Here is a 15,112-nt window from a genome sequence, read left to right as displayed (position 1 = left end):
GGCGCGGGGAGAAGGGTCCCCGCGCCGGACGCCGTTCCCTTCGCCGGCCCTCGGCTGTCGGTCGTTGTCGTCAGTCGTCGGCGAGCAGGGCGTAGGCGGTGGCGATGAACGGGTCGTGGACGCGGAAGCGCCGGGTGCAGACGGCGGCGAGGGCGGTGCCGGTGTCCGGCCGGAACCCGAGGAACGCCTGCTGGCCGAGGGTCGCGCCGCTGTGGAAGTACAGCGGCCCGCCGTCGGTGGGGTGGCGGAACCACGCGACGGTGTGCACGTGGCGGTGGCCGAGGCCCCGGCGGAGCACCGGCACCCGTACGGCCCGCAGCGCCCCGGCGGCCGGGGAGCCGTCCGGGTCGAGGTGAGCCTCCAGGAAGGTGAGCAGGTCGTGCGGGGTGGCGCGGACGGCGCCCGCCGCCGGGAAGCCGCCGGCGTCGAAGGCCGGGACGGGGGTGCGGCCGTCCTTGGTGTGGCCCACGGCGTCGGTGTCCGGGCCCGCGGGCCGCAGCCCGGTGCCGGCGAGGCCGAACGGGCGCAGCACGTGCCGGTCGAGCAGGGTCTCCCAGGGCGTCGCGGTGACCGCCGAGAGGGCGTGGCCGAGCACGGCGACCCCGTAGTTGGAGTAGTGCCAGCGCGTGCCGGGGCGGTGCCGGGGGCGGTGGCGCAGGAAGGCGTCCACGACCCGGTCGGCCGGGAAGCGGCCGTAGGGGTTGGTGCGCCAGGCCGGCAGGGCACGGGCGCGGAACCCGGGCGGCAGCGCGGGCAGCCCGGCCGTGTGGGTGATGAGGTGGGCGAGCGTCACCGGGTCGGCCTCCACGGGGCGCCCGGGGTCCAGGCACGCGGCGGCGGGTTCTCCCCCGGTCAGCGTGCCGGACCCGATCAGGCCGGCCAGCAGCAGTCCGGTGTACGTCTTCGAGGCCGACCCGGTCTCGTAGCGCAGGTCCTCGCGGGGGCGCTCGGGGGTCGGCGCGGTGCCGCCGGCGCGGAGGGTGCGGCGTCCGTGGCGGGAGACGGCGAAGACGGCGTCGGGGGCGTCGGCGGCCTCGACGGCGGCGGTGAGCCGCTCGGCGAGGCCGTCGTCGTGGTCGTGGTCGTGGTCGAAGTCGTGATCGGGGGTGCCGGTGCCTGGGGGCGCGGCCGGGTCGTCGAGGGGGGTGCCCGGCCAGGCCGGTGCGGGTGCGGTCATGCGGGGCTGCCCATCAGCACGTTGAGGGACCGGGAGGTCGCCAGGGTGGAGGCGAAGGCGGCGACCAGAGTCGGGTGGTAGACCATGTCGAAGACCTCGTCGGGGCCGCCCTCGGGCATGGTGCGGACGGCGGGCATGGCGCCGTCGGGCTGCTGCGCGGCGGCCAACGCCTTCCAGGCCCGTTCGTCGAGGACGGGTTCGGGCAGGCAGGCGTCGACCACGAGGAGTTCGCCGAGCAGGTCCCAGCGCTCCAGGTCCGTCCAGTCGTCGATCCAGACCGGCAGCCAGGTGGCGAGGTAGTCGGCGATGCGGGGCGGCAGGCCGCCGGGGCGCTCGCCCCAGTCGGTGAGGTGGAACACCGCGTGGGTGACGTCGTAGGCGATGTGGCCCTCGACCGTCCAGGGTTCGGGGGTCCGCGCGAGCCAGGTGTCGGCCAGTGCCTCGGCCTCGGACGGGCGGGGAGTCAGGCCGAAGCGGCGCACGAACGCGGAGAGCCCGAGCCTGCGGGTGGGGGCCTTCTCGAACGCCGTCCAGCTCTCCGTGCGGTGGTTGAGGACGACGGCCCGTTCCACCTCGGGCTGGCTGTGCCCCAGTTCCTTGAAGGCCAGGTACACCTCGAAGGGGATGGGCGAGATCGGTTCCGTGCGCTGGCCGCGCACCAGCATGCGGCCGCCGTCCAGGGACACCCGCCAGGCGTGGTCGAGGAGTTGCCGGGCGATCCGCGCCTGCTCGGAGCCGGCCACGCCCTCGCGGAAGAGCACCTTGCAGACCAGGGCGAGTTCACCGATGGGCTTGAAGCGCTCCAGGAACCCGATCTCGGGGTCCACGTCGGGGTCGAGCCGGAAGCCGTCCCGGTGCTCCCACAGCCATTGCATGGCGCGGACCCCGACGGTGTGCAGCAGGCGCGTGTCGGTCATCCGGACACTCCTTGTCGGGGTCGGGCGGGGGCGGGCGCGAGGGCGTGGGTGAGGACGGCCGCGAAGGCGGCCAGCAGGGTGGAGTGGTAGCAGTGGGCGAAGTCGGTGCCGCCGTCCGGATCGCTGCCCTCGCCGACCTCGGGCAGGGCGCCCGTGGGCCGCTGGGCGCCGGTGACGCGCGACCACGCCTCGCCGGCCGCGGCCGGGTCGAGCGAGCCGGGTACGGTCGCGGCGACGGCCAGCAGTTCACAGCTCAGATCCCACATGCCCGCTTCCAGGCAGGTGTCGAGCCAGGGCGGCAGCCACTGCGTCAGGTACTCCGCGACGGCGGGCGGGACGGCGCCGGGAGCGGCGCGTCCCCAGTCGGTGAGGTGGAAGACGACGTGGGTGAGCGCGTACCCGGCCGATGTCTCGAAGGTCCACGGTTCGGGCAGTCCGCCGAGCCAGGTGGAGGCCAGCACCGCGTCGGGCGGCTCGGGCCGGGTGACACCGGCGTACCGTTCGGCGGCCAGGACACCGAGGCGGCGGGTCGGGTCCTGTTCGACGAGCCGCCAGCCACGGGTGCCGGCCACCGCGGCGAGGCCGGCCTCGTAGCCGGGGTGGCGCAGACCGGCCGCGGCGAAGGCCGCGTAGACCTCCAGCGGATACGTCGCGAACGGCTCCTGCCGTTGCAGGTCGACGAAGAGCGCGCCGCGGCCGGTCTGGTGCCACGCGAAGTCCAGCAGGTCACGGGCGCGGGCGTGCAGCGGGTCCGCGGGGGCGGTGCGGCGGATCGCAGTCGCGCACATCTGGGCGAGTTCGCCGAGCGGTTTCCACGTACGGTCGACCTCGCCGTACGCGGCGAGCGCGTCGTCGCCGAGGGCGAACCGGTCACGGTGGGCGTGGACCCAGGACATGGCCGCGACCGCGACGTCCCGCACGCGCGGGGCGGCGCGCCCGGTGGTCACGGCGGTCACACGAGTGCCCTGTCCCGCAGCAGCCGGGCGGCCCGCACCTGGAGGTCCACCTGGGGGTCGCCGCCGGCCATCAGTTCCACGAAGTCGAGTCCGGTCTCCAGACCGAGCGTGTCGGGGACGCCGTCCAGGAGGGTGAGCCAGCGGCCCGCTCCGGCCGCCTGGCCCCAGTCCCGGCGGCGCACCGCCCGTACGAAGCCGCGCGCGACGTCGACCGGCCGGCCGCGGGCCACGCGGGCCACGGCGCTGTCCTCGCCCGGGAGGGCGAGCGGTGCAAGGACCGCGAGCTGATGCGTGAGGGTCCGCCAGTCGGCCAGTTCCAGCCAGCCGGCGGCGGGTTCGGCGTGCGCGGCGGCCGCGTCCCTCTCGCCGGGCGGTGCCAGCCGGCCGAGGGTCCGGACCATCGCCCAGTGGCTCCACACCACCGTGGGCGCGGCGTCGGGGCGGGGCGGGTACGCGTCGACGGCCTGCCGGAAGAGGGCCAGTTCTGTTGGCCCCGGCCGGGTGCCGGACAGGGTGTGCGGCAGGAGGAAGTCGGCTCCCAGGACCCGGACGGCCGCCGGGGCGTACCCGTCGGCCCCCGCGGCCGGGAGAAGGTCCCCCGGCACCGGGCCGTGGCCCCCGCTGCTGAGAGCGGAGGCCACGCCGGTAGCCAGATCCTGCACCGCGCCCTTCAGAAGGGTCGAAGTGCCTGACTGTTCCATTGAGCTGCTCCAGTCGATCCGGTCAGCCCTTCTTCGGACGGGGGGTCGGCGGCGACAGCAGCAGACTTCCCTCGGCACCCGCCAGCGCCAGGGCTGCGCACTCACGGCTGTCGCGGAAGACGCCGTCGGCCTCAGCCGGGTCGAGCGCCGCGTCGATGTCGATGTTCTGGGCGACTTCCTCGACGGTCATTTCCTTGGAGGTCATGTCACCATCTCCCTCTGGTCGGCCAATAACCTTCACGACACAGGTGTCCCCCATTGCGCAAAACACACCTAACTTCTCAAAAAAGAATTCCGTAACTTTTTCAACAAATCGGACATGGCCGGTCCGTCTCTCAGTTCCGGTGCAGTCGCAGCACGTGGTCCTCGCGGTGGCCCTCGACGCCGTCCGGGGAGGTGCTCGCCCGCCGGACGGTCTCCCGGGTGCCGGCGGTCCACTCGGCGTCCGCGAGGGCGAGGTCGGCCAGGATGTCGCCCAGGGTGGGGAACTCCGCGTCGAACGGCGGGTTCTCCCGCTGCCAGGAGGCCCAGCCCGCGTGCATCACGACCAGCAGCGTGCCGCCGGGGGCCACGGCCGCAGCCGCGCTCCGCAGGACGCCTCGCCGGTCGAGGGCGACCGGGGACTGGAGGTAGTGCGCGCCGACCAGGTCGAAGGTGCCCTCGGGGAAGGACCGGCCCAGTTCGTGCCGCTCCCACGCCGTACGGTCGCCGACGCCGGCCTCGGCGGCGTGCGCGGCGGCGCGCTCCAGGGCGGTGGCCGAGATGTCCACACCGGTGACGCGCCAGCCGCGCGCGGCCAGCCACACGGCGTCGCCGCCCTCGCCGCAGCCGAGGTCGAGGGCGGTGCCCGGGGTCAGGCCGGCCACCTCGCGGACGAGCAGTTCGTTCGGCCGCCCGCTCCAGACGGGGCCGGAGTCCCGGTAGCGGGACTCCCAGAAGTCGGCGGGCCGGGCCGGCAGGGGGTTGTGGGACATGGTCGCCTCCCGAGGGGATGGTCGGAACGGGCCCCTGCGGATGTCCGGTCGGGGCCCTCGGGACGAGCCTGCACCGGGCGGCACGGCACCGGCGAGCGCCTTTGCCGTTCCGGCAAAACAGGGACCGCGCCGGACGCGGTTACGCTGGCCGTATGACGGACCGCAGTGCGCCGTCCGCGACCGGCGGCGGTCTTCCCCCGCACGCGGACCTGAACCTGTTGCGCACCTTCCTGGCCGTGTACCGCGCGGGCTCGTTCACGGCGGCGGCACCCGGACTCGCCCTGTCGCAGCCGACGGTGACCGCGCAGATCCGCACGCTGGAACAGCAGACGGGGCGCGCGCTCTTCACCCGGCTGCCGCGCGGGGCGGAACCCACCCCGTACGCGCACGAGCTCGCCGGCCGGGTCGCCGCTCCGCTCGACGCGCTGGCCGCCGTGGGGGACTCCGGCTCGGCGGCGGCGCCCGTGCGTCTGGCGGGCCCCTCCGAGCTGCTCTGCGTCCGGGTCCTGCCCGCGCTCGCCCCGCTCGTGGCCGGCGGTGTGCGGCTGCGGATGGCGCAGGGGCTGCCCGAGCCGCTGCTGGAGGAGTTGCGCGCCGGGCGCCACGACCTGGTGATCACGACCCGCCGGCCGCGCGGCCGGACCCTGGCGTCGGCGCCGCTGGCCGACGAGGAGTACCTGCTCGTCGCCGCGCCGGTCTGGGCGGAGCGCGTCGCCGGGGCCGACGACCTCGGCGCGGCCCTGCGCGGGGTGCCGATGGTGACGTACGCCGAGGACCTGCCGATCCTGCGCCGGTACTGGCGTACGGTCTTCGGCCGGCAGCTCGCGGCGGACGCGGCCGTCACCGTGCCCAACCTGTACGCCGTGCTGTCGGCGGTGAACTCCGGTGCCGGTTGCAGCGTGCTGCCCCGCTCGCTGTGCCGGGAGTACCTGGACGACGGCCGCCTCGTGCTGCTGCACTCCCCCGCCGAGCCGCCGCTGAACACCTTGTTCCTGGTGGAGCGGCCGGGCGCCGGCACCAACCCCGACGTCCGCCGCGTCCGCGACCGCCTGCGGGACGCGGCCCGCGCCTGGTAGCGACGGCCCGCTCCGGCTCCCCGTCCGGTCCGGAGTATTGACGCGCCCCGTGAAACAAGTCAATAGTTTTTGTATCTCCGACTCCCGACTTCCGGGCGGTACGGGCGGTACGGCGGTGACAGGAGGCGACAGCGCATGGGCCGTTACAGCCGGCTGCGCGAGATCGAGCGGCTGGACCCGGAACGGGACCACGAGCGGATCTTCTGGCTGCTCACCCAGTACGAGTTCCCCTGGGACTACCTCCAGGGCGTCTCCGTGGCGTTCCTGCGGGACTACGGCGTCCCGCGTATCTCGCGCCTCCTCGACCGCACGCAGGAGTTCGAACGGGCGGGCCAGAAGCGGTACGACGACACGGTGCTGATCGCCTACGAGATGGTCCGCGAGGGCATGGACTCCGCGCACGGGAAGGCCACCGCCCGGCATCTCAACCGCATCCACGGCCGCTACCGCATCCCCGCCGAGGACTACCTCTACGTCCTCGCCACCACCGTGGTCGGCCCCAAGCGGTGGATCGACCGGTACGGGTGGCGCCCGCTGTCCCGGCACGAGACCGAGTCGCTGGCGCTGGTGGGCCGGCGCATGGGCGAGCTGATGGGCGTCACCGGGGCACCCGGCGACTACGCCGGCTTCGAACGGCTCCACGACGCATACGAGCGCGAGATGTTCGCCTACGACCCGGCCAACCGCAGGGTCGCCGCGGCCACCCTGCGGGTGCTCACCGGCTGGTACCCGCGGCCCCTGCGGCCGCTCGTCGCCCGCTTCTCGCTGGCGCTCCTGGACGAACCGCTGCTCGCCGCGCTGGGGTTCGCGCCGCAGCCGCGATGGGTGCGGGCGGCGGCCCACCGCGCGCTGCGGGCCCGCGCCGCGGTGGTCCGCCGGATGCCGGCCCGGCCGGACCGGTGGGGGCACCGGCAGCGGCCCCGCAGCTACCCGTTCGGCTGGACCCTCGACGACCTGGGCCCGCACTGGGCCCACGACAGACCGCTCGAACCCCTCGCCGAGGAACGCGCGCCCGGCGGGCGGGACCCGCGGGAGCACACCGCGGCACACGGGCCCGGCGGGCGGGGCGCACAGGAGCCCGTCGTCCCCGCGCGGGAAACGAAGAGTCCCCCCAAGGAGCAGCCATGACCCAGACCGGCCGGCGATCGGGCACGTTCACCTCGCGTGCCCCGGCCACCGGGGAACCGCTCGCCGAGTACCCGGCGCACGGGCCGCAGGACGTCGCCAAGGCGGTGGAGCGGGCCCGGGAGGCCGGTGTCCGCTGGGCGGCGCTCCCGGCGGCCGGGCGGCGCGAGAGGCTGCTGCGCTTCAAGCGCCGGCTCGCGGACCGGCTGGACACGGTGGCCGGCACCATCGCCGCCGAGACCGGCAAGCCGCTCCAGGACGCGGAACTGGAGGTGCTGCTGACCCTCGGCCACCTCGACTGGGCGGCGCGCAACGCCGGGCGGGTGCTGGGCCGGCGCCGTGTCCGCACCGGTCTGGTCGCGGCGAACCAGGCGGCGACGCTGGTGTACCGCCCGCTGGGCGTCGTCGGGGTCCTCGGCCCGTGGAACTACCCCGTCTACACGCCGATGGGTTCGATCGGCTACGCGCTGGCGGCGGGCAACGCCGTGGTGTTCAAGCCCTCGGAGTACACCTCGGGCACGGGAGTGCTGCTGGCCGAGCTGTTCGACGCGGCGGTGCCCGACCACGCCGGGCTGTTCTCGGTGGTCACCGGGGCGGGCGAGACCGGGGAGGCGCTGGCCGGCGCGGAGGTCGACAAGGTGGCGTTCACGGGTTCGCCGGGCACCGCGCGGAAGGTGATGGCGGTGTGCGCCCGTACCCTCACGCCGTTCCTCGCGGAGTGCGGCGGCAAGGACGCGGTGATCGTCACGGCCGACGCGGACCTCGACGCCGCCGCCGACGCCGTGGTGTGGGGCGCGATGGGCAACGCGGGGCAGACCTGCGCGGGCGTGGAACGCGTCTACGCCGTGCGGGAGGTGCACGAGGAGCTGCTGCGCCGGGTGGTGGAACGGGCCCGCGCCCTGCGGCCCGGCTCCGGGTCCGACGCCTCGTACGGGCCGATGACCATGCCCGCGCAGCGGGAGGTGGTGCGGCGGCACGTCCGGGCGGCGCTGGCCGACGGGGCGGTGGCCGCGCTCGGCGACGCGCCCGAGGCGGACGCGGGGCCGTTCGTGGCGCCGGTGGTCCTCGCCGACGTGCCGGAGGAGTCGGCCGCCATGGCGGAGGAGACGTTCGGGCCGGTCGTCGCGGTCAACGCGGTGGCGGACGTGGCGGAGGCGGTGCGCCGGGCGAACGCCTCCCGGTACGCGCTCGGGGCGGCGGTGTTCTGCGGCGACCGGCGGGCCGGTGCGCGGATCGCCGCCCGGCTGCGCGCGGGCGCGGTCTCCGTCGGCTCGGTGCTGGGTTTCGCCGCCGTCCCCGCGCTGCCGTTCGGCGGGTCGGGCGACTCCGGGTTCGGCCGGATCCACGGCGCGGACGGCCTGCGCGCGTTCGCCGCGCCGCAGTCGGTGACGGTGCGGCGGTTCGCGGCACCGGTCGACCTGACGTCCTTCACCACCCCGGCGGCGGTGAAGGCGCGGGCCGTGGCGCTGGTACGAGGGCTCCACCGCCGGCGCTGAACGGGCCGCGCGGCGGGCGGGGTTCAGGCGGCGAGGAGCGGGGCCAGGTACCGGCGGGCGAAGGCTCGGGCCTGTTCCTCGTCGTCCAGCTCGATGCAGCCGGCGGGGTTGAGCAGGAAGGAGACGGCGACGCGGACCATCAGTTCGGCCACCGGCCGGGGATCGGAGTCCGGGCGTCCCTCCGCCTGCTGGGCGCGGCGCAGGTGCGCGGTCAGGTAGTCGGTGGTCGCGGTGAGGGAGGGACCGCCCTGGACGGTGAAGTAGGGCAGGACCAGCTCGGGTTCGAGGCGGAGCAGTCCGCCGAAGAGGGGGTGCTCGCGGGTGTGGCGCAGGGCGACCACGAAGCCCTCCACGACCCGGTCCTCCATGGCCGGCAGCCCGGCCACGGCGGAATCGATGCGCTGGAAGAAGCGGCTGCCCTCGCGCAGCAGGCACGCCTCGACCAGGCCGTCCTTGGTCTGGAAGCGGCGGTAGACCGTCACCCGCGAGACGCCGGCCCGCTTGGCGACGTCGTCCACCGAGGAACGCCGCAGGCCGAAGGTCGTGAACTGCTCCAGTGCGGCGTCGAGGATGCGGCGGGCCACCTTCTCCTCTGTCTCCGGCCGGGCGATGGCCCGAGCGAGCAGGGAGTCGTTCGCAGAAGTCTTCATGGTGGTTCCACGGTACCGGCCGCCTCCACCGTGCAACACTGATACACAACGCATATACATGTATCCGGAGGTTCGCCATGGGAAGCCGTCTCACCGAGCAGCAGGCCGATCTCGCCGCCGCCGTCCGGGACTTCGCCAAACGCGAGTGCGGCACCAAGGAGCGGCGCGACGCGCTGACCGACGGCGGCCGGGAGCCGCACAACGCCGAGATCTACGGCCGGCTCGCCGACCTCGGCTGGCTCGGGATCTGCCTGCCCGAGGAGTACGGCGGGGCGGGCGGCGGACTCGCCGACGCGTGCGTGTTCCTGGAGGAGAACGCCTACGGCCTGGTCCCCGCGGGCGGCTTCGTCACCACCGTCATCACCGCCAAGGCGTACGAGCGGTTCGGGACCGACGCGCAGCGCGGCGCGGTGCTCGGCGGGGCGGTGCGGGGCGACGTGCTGTCCATCGCCATGTCGGAGCCGGGGGCCGGTTCCGACGTGGGCGCGCTGCGCTGCCGGGCCCGGCGCGAGCCGGACGGAGGCTGGCTGGTGGAGGGCCAGAAGACGTGGATATCCAACGCCCATCTGGCCCGCTCGATGCTGCTGGTGGCCCGCACCGGCGAGGACAAGCACCAGGGGCTCACCATGTTCCACGTCCCGATGGACACCCCCGGCGTCGAGGTGCGCGGCATCGAGACGATGGGCGGCCGGGAGGTCAACGACGTGTTCCTGACCGGGGTCCGGCTGCCCGCCGACGCGGTGGTCGGCGAGGTCGGCGCGGGCTGGCGGCAGCTGATGGCCGGACTCAACCACGAGCGGCTGTTCCTCGCCGCCAACATGCTGGGCCTGGCGCGCCGGGCCTTCGACGACGCGGTCGCCTACGTCCGTGAGCGTGAGCAGTTCGGCCGTCCCGTCGGCTCGTTCCAGGCGCTGCGGCACCGGGTCGCCGACCTGGCCACGGAGATCGAGTGCGCCCGGCTGCTGGTGCGCGAGACCGCCGCGGACTGCGACGCGGCGCCGGACCGGCTCTTCCCGCGCGAGGCGTCCATGGCCAAGCTGAAGGCCACCGAGACCGCCAAGCGGGTCACGCTGGAGTGCATGCAGATGATGGGCGGCTACGGCTACGCCACGGAGTACGGCATGGAGCGGCACCTGCGGGCCGCCGTCGTCTCCACCGTGTACGGCGGGACCAGCGAGATCCAGCGGGACATCATCGGCAAGGGCTACGGCCTGTAGGAGCACGCGCGTGTGGGCCCCGCCCGGCCGGGCGGGGCCCACGCGCGCGTGGTGCGCGGATCAGCCGTCGTAGAGGCCGGTCAGCTCGGTGGCGTAGCGGTCGCGGATGACGCGGCGGCGCATCTTCAGCGACGGGGTCAGCTCGCCGGTGGCCGGGCCCCACTCCTCGGCCAGCAGCCGGTGGCGCTTGACCTGTTCGGTGCGGTTGAGGCGGCTGTTGGCGGCGGCGACCGCCCGGTCCACCTCCCGGAGCACGGCGGGGTGCGCGGCGAGTTCGGCCGGGTCGTGGCCGGCGTCGACGCCGTTCGCGGCGGCCCAGGCCGGCGCGGTCTCCGCGTCCAGCACCAGCAGCGCGACCAGGTAGGAGCGGCCGTCGCCGTGGACCAGTGCCTGCCCGATCAGGGGGTGTTCCTTCAGGGCGTTCTCGACCAGGGCCGGTGAGACGTTCTTGCCGGTCGAGGTGATGATCATCTCCTTCTTGCGGTCGGTGACCCAGACGTAGCCGTCGTCGTCGATCCGGCCGATGTCGCCGGTGCGCAGCCAGCCGTCCTCGTCCAGCGCGGAGCGCACCGAACCGTCCGGCCGCAGGTAGCCGGTGAAGACGGACTCGCCGCGCACCTCGATCTCCCCGTCCTCGGCGGTCCGCACCTCCACCGACTCCACGGGCCGGCCGACGGAGCCGAGCCGGAACCCGGTGCGGGGGCTGTTGGTGGTCGCGACGCCCGTGGTCTCGGTCAGGCCCCAGGCGTCCATGACGACGATCCCGAACCCGGCCCAGAATCGCACCACGTCCAGGGGCATGGGCGCCGAGGCGCTGGCCGCCCAGGTGACGCGGTCGAGTCCGCCCGCGCGGAGCAGCGGCAGCAGCACCCGCTCACGGGCCGCCTCGTACGCCGTCTCCAGCTCGGCGGGCGGCTGTTCGCCGCGTTCCCGGCAGGCGACGTGCTCGCGGGCCACCTCCGCGGCCTCCTCGACGGCCCGCCGCCGCTCCTCCGGGAGCAGGGCCAGTCCGGCACGGACCGCCGCGGCGAGTTTCTCCCAGATGCGGGGCACGCCGAAGAACTGCCGGGGCCGGATCTCGCGCACGGCGGCGGCGACGGCGGTGGGATCGGCGCACAGGTGGACGTGCGAGGCGCGGTGACAGGGCAGGTAGATGCCGAGCATCCGTTCCGCGATGTGCGCGAACGGCAGGTAGGCGATGTGCTCGACGTGCGGCGGCAGCTCGACGACCGCGTCCAGCGCCCGCGCGTTGGCCAGCACCTGGCGGTGGCTGAGGACCACGCCCTTGGGTTCGCCGGTCGTGCCGGAGGTGTAGACGACGGTCAGCGGGTCGTCGGGGCGGGCGCCGTCCAGTGCCTTGCCGAACTCGTCGGGGACGGGTTCGCGGCCCAGCGCCGCGTAGGGGAGGTGGTCGCCCTCCTCGCCGGGTTCCATCACGACCAGCCGGGCCAGCGGCGTGTCGCCGTCGTGCAGCAGCGGCTCCCACACCTCGGCCTGCGCGCCGCCCTCCACGACGGCGACGGCCGCCCGGCAGTTGCGGGCGATGTGCGCGATCTGCGGCGGCGCGGACGTGCCGTAGACGCTGACCGGGACGGCGCCGAGACGGACCAGGGCCAGGTCGGAGAGCCAGTGTTCGGGCCGGTCGGAGGCCATGAGCAGGACGTGGTCGCCGCTGCCGACGCCGAGCGCGGCGTAGCCCGCGGCGAGCCGGGTGGTGTGCTCCTGGACGTCGGCCCAGGAGAGGGTGGCCCAGCCGTCGGAGTCGGGCTCCCGCCAGGACAATGCGGGCAGGTCCGGGTGGTCGCGGGCGTTGCGTTCCAGCAGCCGCGGCAGGGTCGTCTCTGCCGTGGCTCCCCCGTCGGTGCGCGGGGCTGGTGTCATGACGGCCTCCTGGCGGGCTGCGGGCTGGGATTCGAAGGGCGGGAAGGGTGCGGGATGTGGGGGTGCGGGGTGCCGGATACGGGGAGTACCGGGTGGTTCAGACGTCGGTGAAGGTCTCGCCGCGGTCGGCCGTGCGGACGAGCAGCTCGGGCGGGGCGAACCGGTCGCCGTGCAGGTCGCGCAGTTCGCGGGCGCGGGCCAGGAAGCCGGGCAGGCCGCCCTCGTAGCCGTTGGCGTACTGAAGGACGCCGCCCGTCCACGCGGGGAAGCCGATGCCGAGCAGGGAGCCGACGTTGGCGTCCGCGACGGAGACCAGGACGCCCTCCTCCAGGCAGCGCATCGCGTCGAGGGACTCGACGAAGAGCATGCGTTCCTTGAGTTCCGTCAGGTCGGCCGGGCGCAGCGCCGGGTCGGTGAAGTGGGCGCGCAGACCGGGCCAGAGTCCGGCGCGCCTGCCGTCCGCGTCGTAGTCGTAGAAGCCGGCGCCGCCGCTGCGGCCGGGGCGGCCGAACTCGTCGATCATGCGGTCGACGACCGGGTCGGCGGGGTGCGGGAGCCAGGTGCGGCCCGCCTCCGTGACCGAGCGGCGTCGCTCCTCACGGATCTTGCGGGGCAGGGTGAGGGTCAGCTCGTCCATGAGGGCGAGGACCTTGGCGGGGTAGCCGGCCTGCGCGGCGGCCTGTTCGACGGTGGCCGGGTCGTGGCCCTCGCCGACCATGGCGACGCCCTCGTCGAGGAAGCGGCCGATGACGCGGGAGGTGAAGAAGCCGCGGCTGTCGTTGACGACGATCGGTGTCTTCCCGATCTGCCGGACCAGGTCGAAGGCGCGGGCGAGCGCCTCGTCACCGGTCCGCTCGCCCTTGACGATCTCGACCAGCCGCATCCTGTCCACGGGTGAGAAGAAGTGCAGCCCGATGAAGTCGGCGGGCCGGGTGACGGCCTCGGCGAGCGAGGTGACGGGCAGGGTGGAGGTGTTGGAGCAGAGCAGCGCGTCGGCCGCGATGTGCTTCTCGGCCTCGCGGAACACCTCGGCCTTGAGCCGGGGGTCCTCGAAGACGGCCTCGATCACCGCGTCGCAGCCCGCGAGGTCGGCGGCCTCGGCGGTGGGGGTGATCCGGGCGAGCAGCGCGTCGGCGTCCTGTCGGGTCGTACGTCCCTTGGCGACCGCGCGCTCCAGCAGCTTCGCCGAGTACGCCTTCCCGCGCGCGGCGGCGTCGGCCGTGACGTCCTTGAGGACGACGTCGATCCCCGCGCGGGCGCACGCGTGGGCGATGCCCGCGCCCATCATCCCGGCGCCCAGGACACCGGCCCTGCGGACCGTGCGCGCGGGCACCTCCGGGGGCCGGCCGGCGCCCGATTCGACGGCCTTGAGGTCGAAGAACAGTCCCTGGATCATGTTCTTGACGGTCTGGCCGGTGAGGAGTTCGGTGAGGTGGCGGGCTTCGACGACGAAGGCGGTGGCGAGGTCGACCTGGCTGGTCTCCACGGCCGCCGCGAGGATGTGGCGCGGCGCCGGGTAGGGGGCGCCGGCCAGCTTCTCGCGGAGGACGGCGGGCAGCGCGGGCAGCTGGGCGGCGAGTTCCCGTCCGGCGGGGGTGCCGCCGGGGATGCGGTGGCCGGGCACGTCCCAGGGCTGCGCGGACTCGGGGTGGGCGTCGATGAACGCCCGCGCCCTGGTGAGCAGTTCCCCGGGATGCGCGGCGATCTCGTCCACGAGTCCGGCGGCCAGGGCCTCGGCCGGCGCGTACTGCCCGCCCTCCAGCAGCACCTTCCGCAGCGCCTCGGTGACGCCGAACATCCGTACCGTGCGGGTCACCCCGCCCCCGCCGGGCAGCAGACCGAAGGTCACCTCCGGCAGGCCGACGCGCGCCCCGGGCCGGTCCAGGACGACGCGGTGGTGGCAGGCGAGGGCGATCTCGTACCCGCCGCCGAGCGCGGCGCCGTTGATCGCGGCGACGACGGGCACGCCCAGGGTCTCCAGGCGGCGCAGGGCGCGTTTGACGCGCATGCCGGCCTCGAAGGCGCCGTCGGCGGTGGCGGGGACGACACGGCTCAGGTCGCGCAGGTCGCCGCCGGCGAAGAAGGTCTTCTTGGCGGAGGCGACGACGACACCGCGGACGGTGTCCCGCTCGGCCTCCAGGCGGTCCACGACCGCGTCGAGCGAGTCGATGAACGCCGCGTTCATGGTGTTGGCGGACTGGTCCGGGTCGTCGAGGACCAGGGTGACGACGTGGTCGGCGTCCTTTTCCCAGCGGATGGTGGTGGACTCGGTGCTCATACGGGTGCGCTCCAAGGTGCGGCGGGGACGGGGAAGCGGCGGGGACGGGGGCTCAGACGCGCTCCACGACGGTGGCGATGCCCATGCCGCCGCCCACGCAGAGGGTGGCGAGGCCGTACCGCTCGTCCTGTCGTTCCAGTTCGTCGACGAGGGTGCCGAGGATGATCGCGCCGGTGGCGCCGAGCGGGTGGCCGAGCGCGATGGCGCCGCCGTTGACGTTGACCTTGTCCAGGGAGAGCCCCATGTCCTTGACGAAGCGCAGGACGACCGCCGCGAACGCCTCGTTGATCTCGACGAGGTCGATGTCGTCGATGGTGAGACCCGCCTTGGCGAGCGCCTTGCGGGTGGCGGGGGCGGGCCCGGTGAGCATGATGGTCGGGTCGGAGCCGGAGACGGCGGCGGAGACGATCCGGGCGCGCGGGGTGAGCCCGTAGCGCTCGCCGACCTCGCGGGAGCCGATGGCGACCAGGGAGGCGCCGTCGACGATGCCGGAGGAGTTGCCCGCGTGGTGGACGTGGTCGATGGCCTCGACCCAGTGGTACTTCTGCAACGCCACCGCGTCGAATCCGCCCAGTTCGCCGATGTCCGCGAAGGACGGCTTGAGTTTCGCGAGGGTGTCGGCGGTGGTGCCCGGCCGGAGGTGCTCGTCGTGGTCGAGGACGGT

14 protein-coding genes are annotated in these 15,112 nt (G+C 74.5%); 4 read left to right on the top strand and 10 right to left on the bottom strand.

Going from position 1 to position 15,112, the window contains the following annotated elements; genetic code table 11:
• Positions 1-70: 70 nt before the first annotated feature.
• The 6 genes from UW392_RS28500 to UW392_RS28475 all read right to left on the bottom strand — a co-directional run bounded on the left by UW392_RS28500 (position 71) and on the right by UW392_RS28475 (position 4,725).
• On the bottom strand, positions 71-1,177 hold the full coding sequence (locus UW392_RS28500; protein WP_320777997.1) for a serine hydrolase domain-containing protein: 1,107 nt from the start codon (positions 1,175-1,177) through the stop codon (positions 71-73).
• Positions 1,174-2,094 (bottom strand): DUF6895 family protein, encoded by a 921-nt coding sequence (locus tag UW392_RS28495; RefSeq protein ID WP_320777996.1) that lies wholly within the window; start codon positions 2,092-2,094, stop codon positions 1,174-1,176. Before UW392_RS28495 ends, UW392_RS28500 begins: the two co-directional genes overlap by 4 nt.
• Positions 2,091-2,990, bottom strand: coding sequence for a DUF6895 family protein (locus tag UW392_RS28490; RefSeq protein WP_320778021.1), 900 nt, complete (start codon positions 2,988-2,990; stop codon positions 2,091-2,093). Before UW392_RS28490 ends, UW392_RS28495 begins: the two co-directional genes overlap by 4 nt.
• Before the next feature lie 56 nt (positions 2,991-3,046).
• A complete protein-coding gene (locus UW392_RS28485; protein ID WP_320777995.1) occupies positions 3,047-3,751 on the bottom strand; it encodes a hypothetical protein in 705 nt (234 codons plus the stop codon).
• A gap of 22 nt (positions 3,752-3,773) precedes the next feature.
• Positions 3,774-3,956, bottom strand: a complete 183-nt coding sequence (locus UW392_RS28480) for a hypothetical protein (RefSeq protein ID WP_320777994.1) — start codon at positions 3,954-3,956, stop codon at positions 3,774-3,776.
• Positions 3,957-4,086: 130 nt separating this feature from the next.
• Complete coding sequence (locus UW392_RS28475) at positions 4,087-4,725, bottom strand: class I SAM-dependent methyltransferase (RefSeq protein ID WP_320777993.1); 639 nt, start codon at positions 4,723-4,725, stop codon at positions 4,087-4,089.
• Positions 4,726-4,877: 152 nt separating this feature from the next.
• Between UW392_RS28475 and UW392_RS28470 the strand changes: the two genes are divergently transcribed.
• The 3 genes from UW392_RS28470 (at position 4,878) to UW392_RS28460 (ending at position 8,422) form a co-directional block, all read left to right on the top strand.
• A complete protein-coding gene (locus UW392_RS28470; RefSeq protein ID WP_320777992.1) occupies positions 4,878-5,801 on the top strand; it encodes a LysR family transcriptional regulator in 924 nt (307 codons plus the stop codon).
• 135 nt (positions 5,802-5,936) lie between these two features.
• A complete protein-coding gene (locus tag UW392_RS28465; RefSeq protein WP_320777991.1) occupies positions 5,937-6,929 on the top strand; it encodes an oxygenase MpaB family protein in 993 nt (330 codons plus the stop codon).
• On the top strand, positions 6,926-8,422 hold the full coding sequence (locus UW392_RS28460) for an aldehyde dehydrogenase family protein (protein ID WP_320777990.1): 1,497 nt from the start codon (positions 6,926-6,928) through the stop codon (positions 8,420-8,422). Before UW392_RS28465 ends, UW392_RS28460 begins: the two co-directional genes overlap by 4 nt.
• 23 nt (positions 8,423-8,445) lie before the next feature.
• Here the strand turns inward: UW392_RS28460 and UW392_RS28455 are convergent, their stop codons facing one another.
• The gene (locus tag UW392_RS28455; protein WP_320777989.1) at positions 8,446-9,072 is read right to left on the bottom strand and encodes a TetR/AcrR family transcriptional regulator; all 627 of its coding nucleotides are present in this window, start codon (positions 9,070-9,072) and stop codon (positions 8,446-8,448) included.
• A 77-nt stretch (positions 9,073-9,149) separates the two neighbouring features.
• On the opposite strand from UW392_RS28455, the gene UW392_RS28450 reads away from it, so the two are divergent.
• Positions 9,150-10,289 carry an acyl-CoA dehydrogenase family protein gene (locus UW392_RS28450; RefSeq protein WP_320777988.1) on the top strand — a complete coding sequence of 380 codons (1,140 nt, stop codon included), beginning with the start codon at positions 9,150-9,152 and terminating at the stop codon, positions 10,287-10,289.
• 60 nt (positions 10,290-10,349) lie between these two features.
• Here the strand turns inward: UW392_RS28450 and UW392_RS28445 are convergent, their stop codons facing one another.
• From UW392_RS28445 to UW392_RS28435, 3 genes are all read right to left on the bottom strand, one after another.
• The gene (locus UW392_RS28445; RefSeq protein ID WP_320777987.1) at positions 10,350-12,170 is read right to left on the bottom strand and encodes an AMP-dependent synthetase/ligase; all 1,821 of its coding nucleotides are present in this window, start codon (positions 12,168-12,170) and stop codon (positions 10,350-10,352) included.
• A gap of 97 nt (positions 12,171-12,267) precedes the next feature.
• Entirely contained in the window at positions 12,268-14,448 is a 2,181-nt protein-coding gene (locus UW392_RS28440) for a 3-hydroxyacyl-CoA dehydrogenase NAD-binding domain-containing protein (protein WP_320777986.1), read from the bottom strand.
• Between the two features lie 52 nt (positions 14,449-14,500).
• Positions 14,501-15,112: acetyl-CoA C-acyltransferase (locus UW392_RS28435; RefSeq protein WP_320777985.1), on the bottom strand; the 612-nt coding region annotated here is incomplete at its 5' end.

This window comes from Streptomyces sp. CRN 30, assembly GCF_034105845.1.
The sequence above is the reverse complement of the archived record's forward strand: the minus strand, read 5'-3'. Positions and strand labels throughout refer to the sequence as shown.

Bases quoted from the DNA above. Each gene is read 5' to 3' on its own strand.
- UW392_RS28445 (WP_320777987.1), bottom strand. From the start codon at position 12,170: ATGACACCAGCCCCGCGCACCGACGGGGGAGCCACGGCAGAGACGACC.
- UW392_RS28495 (WP_320777996.1), bottom strand. From the start codon at position 2,094: ATGACCGACACGCGCCTGCTGCACACCGTCGGGGTCCGCGCCATGCAA.
- UW392_RS28440 (WP_320777986.1), bottom strand. From the start codon at position 14,448: ATGAGCACCGAGTCCACCACCATCCGCTGGGAAAAGGACGCCGACCAC.
- UW392_RS28450 (WP_320777988.1), top strand. From the start codon at position 9,150: ATGGGAAGCCGTCTCACCGAGCAGCAGGCCGATCTCGCCGCCGCCGTC.
- UW392_RS28465 (WP_320777991.1), top strand. From the start codon at position 5,937: ATGGGCCGTTACAGCCGGCTGCGCGAGATCGAGCGGCTGGACCCGGAA.
- UW392_RS28490 (WP_320778021.1), bottom strand. From the start codon at position 2,990: ATGTCCTGGGTCCACGCCCACCGTGACCGGTTCGCCCTCGGCGACGAC.
- UW392_RS28475 (WP_320777993.1), bottom strand. From the start codon at position 4,725: ATGTCCCACAACCCCCTGCCGGCCCGGCCCGCCGACTTCTGGGAGTCC.
- UW392_RS28460 (WP_320777990.1), top strand. From the start codon at position 6,926: ATGACCCAGACCGGCCGGCGATCGGGCACGTTCACCTCGCGTGCCCCG.
- UW392_RS28485 (WP_320777995.1), bottom strand. From the start codon at position 3,751: ATGGAACAGTCAGGCACTTCGACCCTTCTGAAGGGCGCGGTGCAGGAT.
- UW392_RS28470 (WP_320777992.1), top strand. From the start codon at position 4,878: ATGACGGACCGCAGTGCGCCGTCCGCGACCGGCGGCGGTCTTCCCCCG.
- UW392_RS28480 (WP_320777994.1), bottom strand. From the start codon at position 3,956: ATGACCTCCAAGGAAATGACCGTCGAGGAAGTCGCCCAGAACATCGAC.
- UW392_RS28455 (WP_320777989.1), bottom strand. From the start codon at position 9,072: ATGAAGACTTCTGCGAACGACTCCCTGCTCGCTCGGGCCATCGCCCGG.
- UW392_RS28500 (WP_320777997.1), bottom strand. From the start codon at position 1,177: ATGACCGCACCCGCACCGGCCTGGCCGGGCACCCCCCTCGACGACCCG.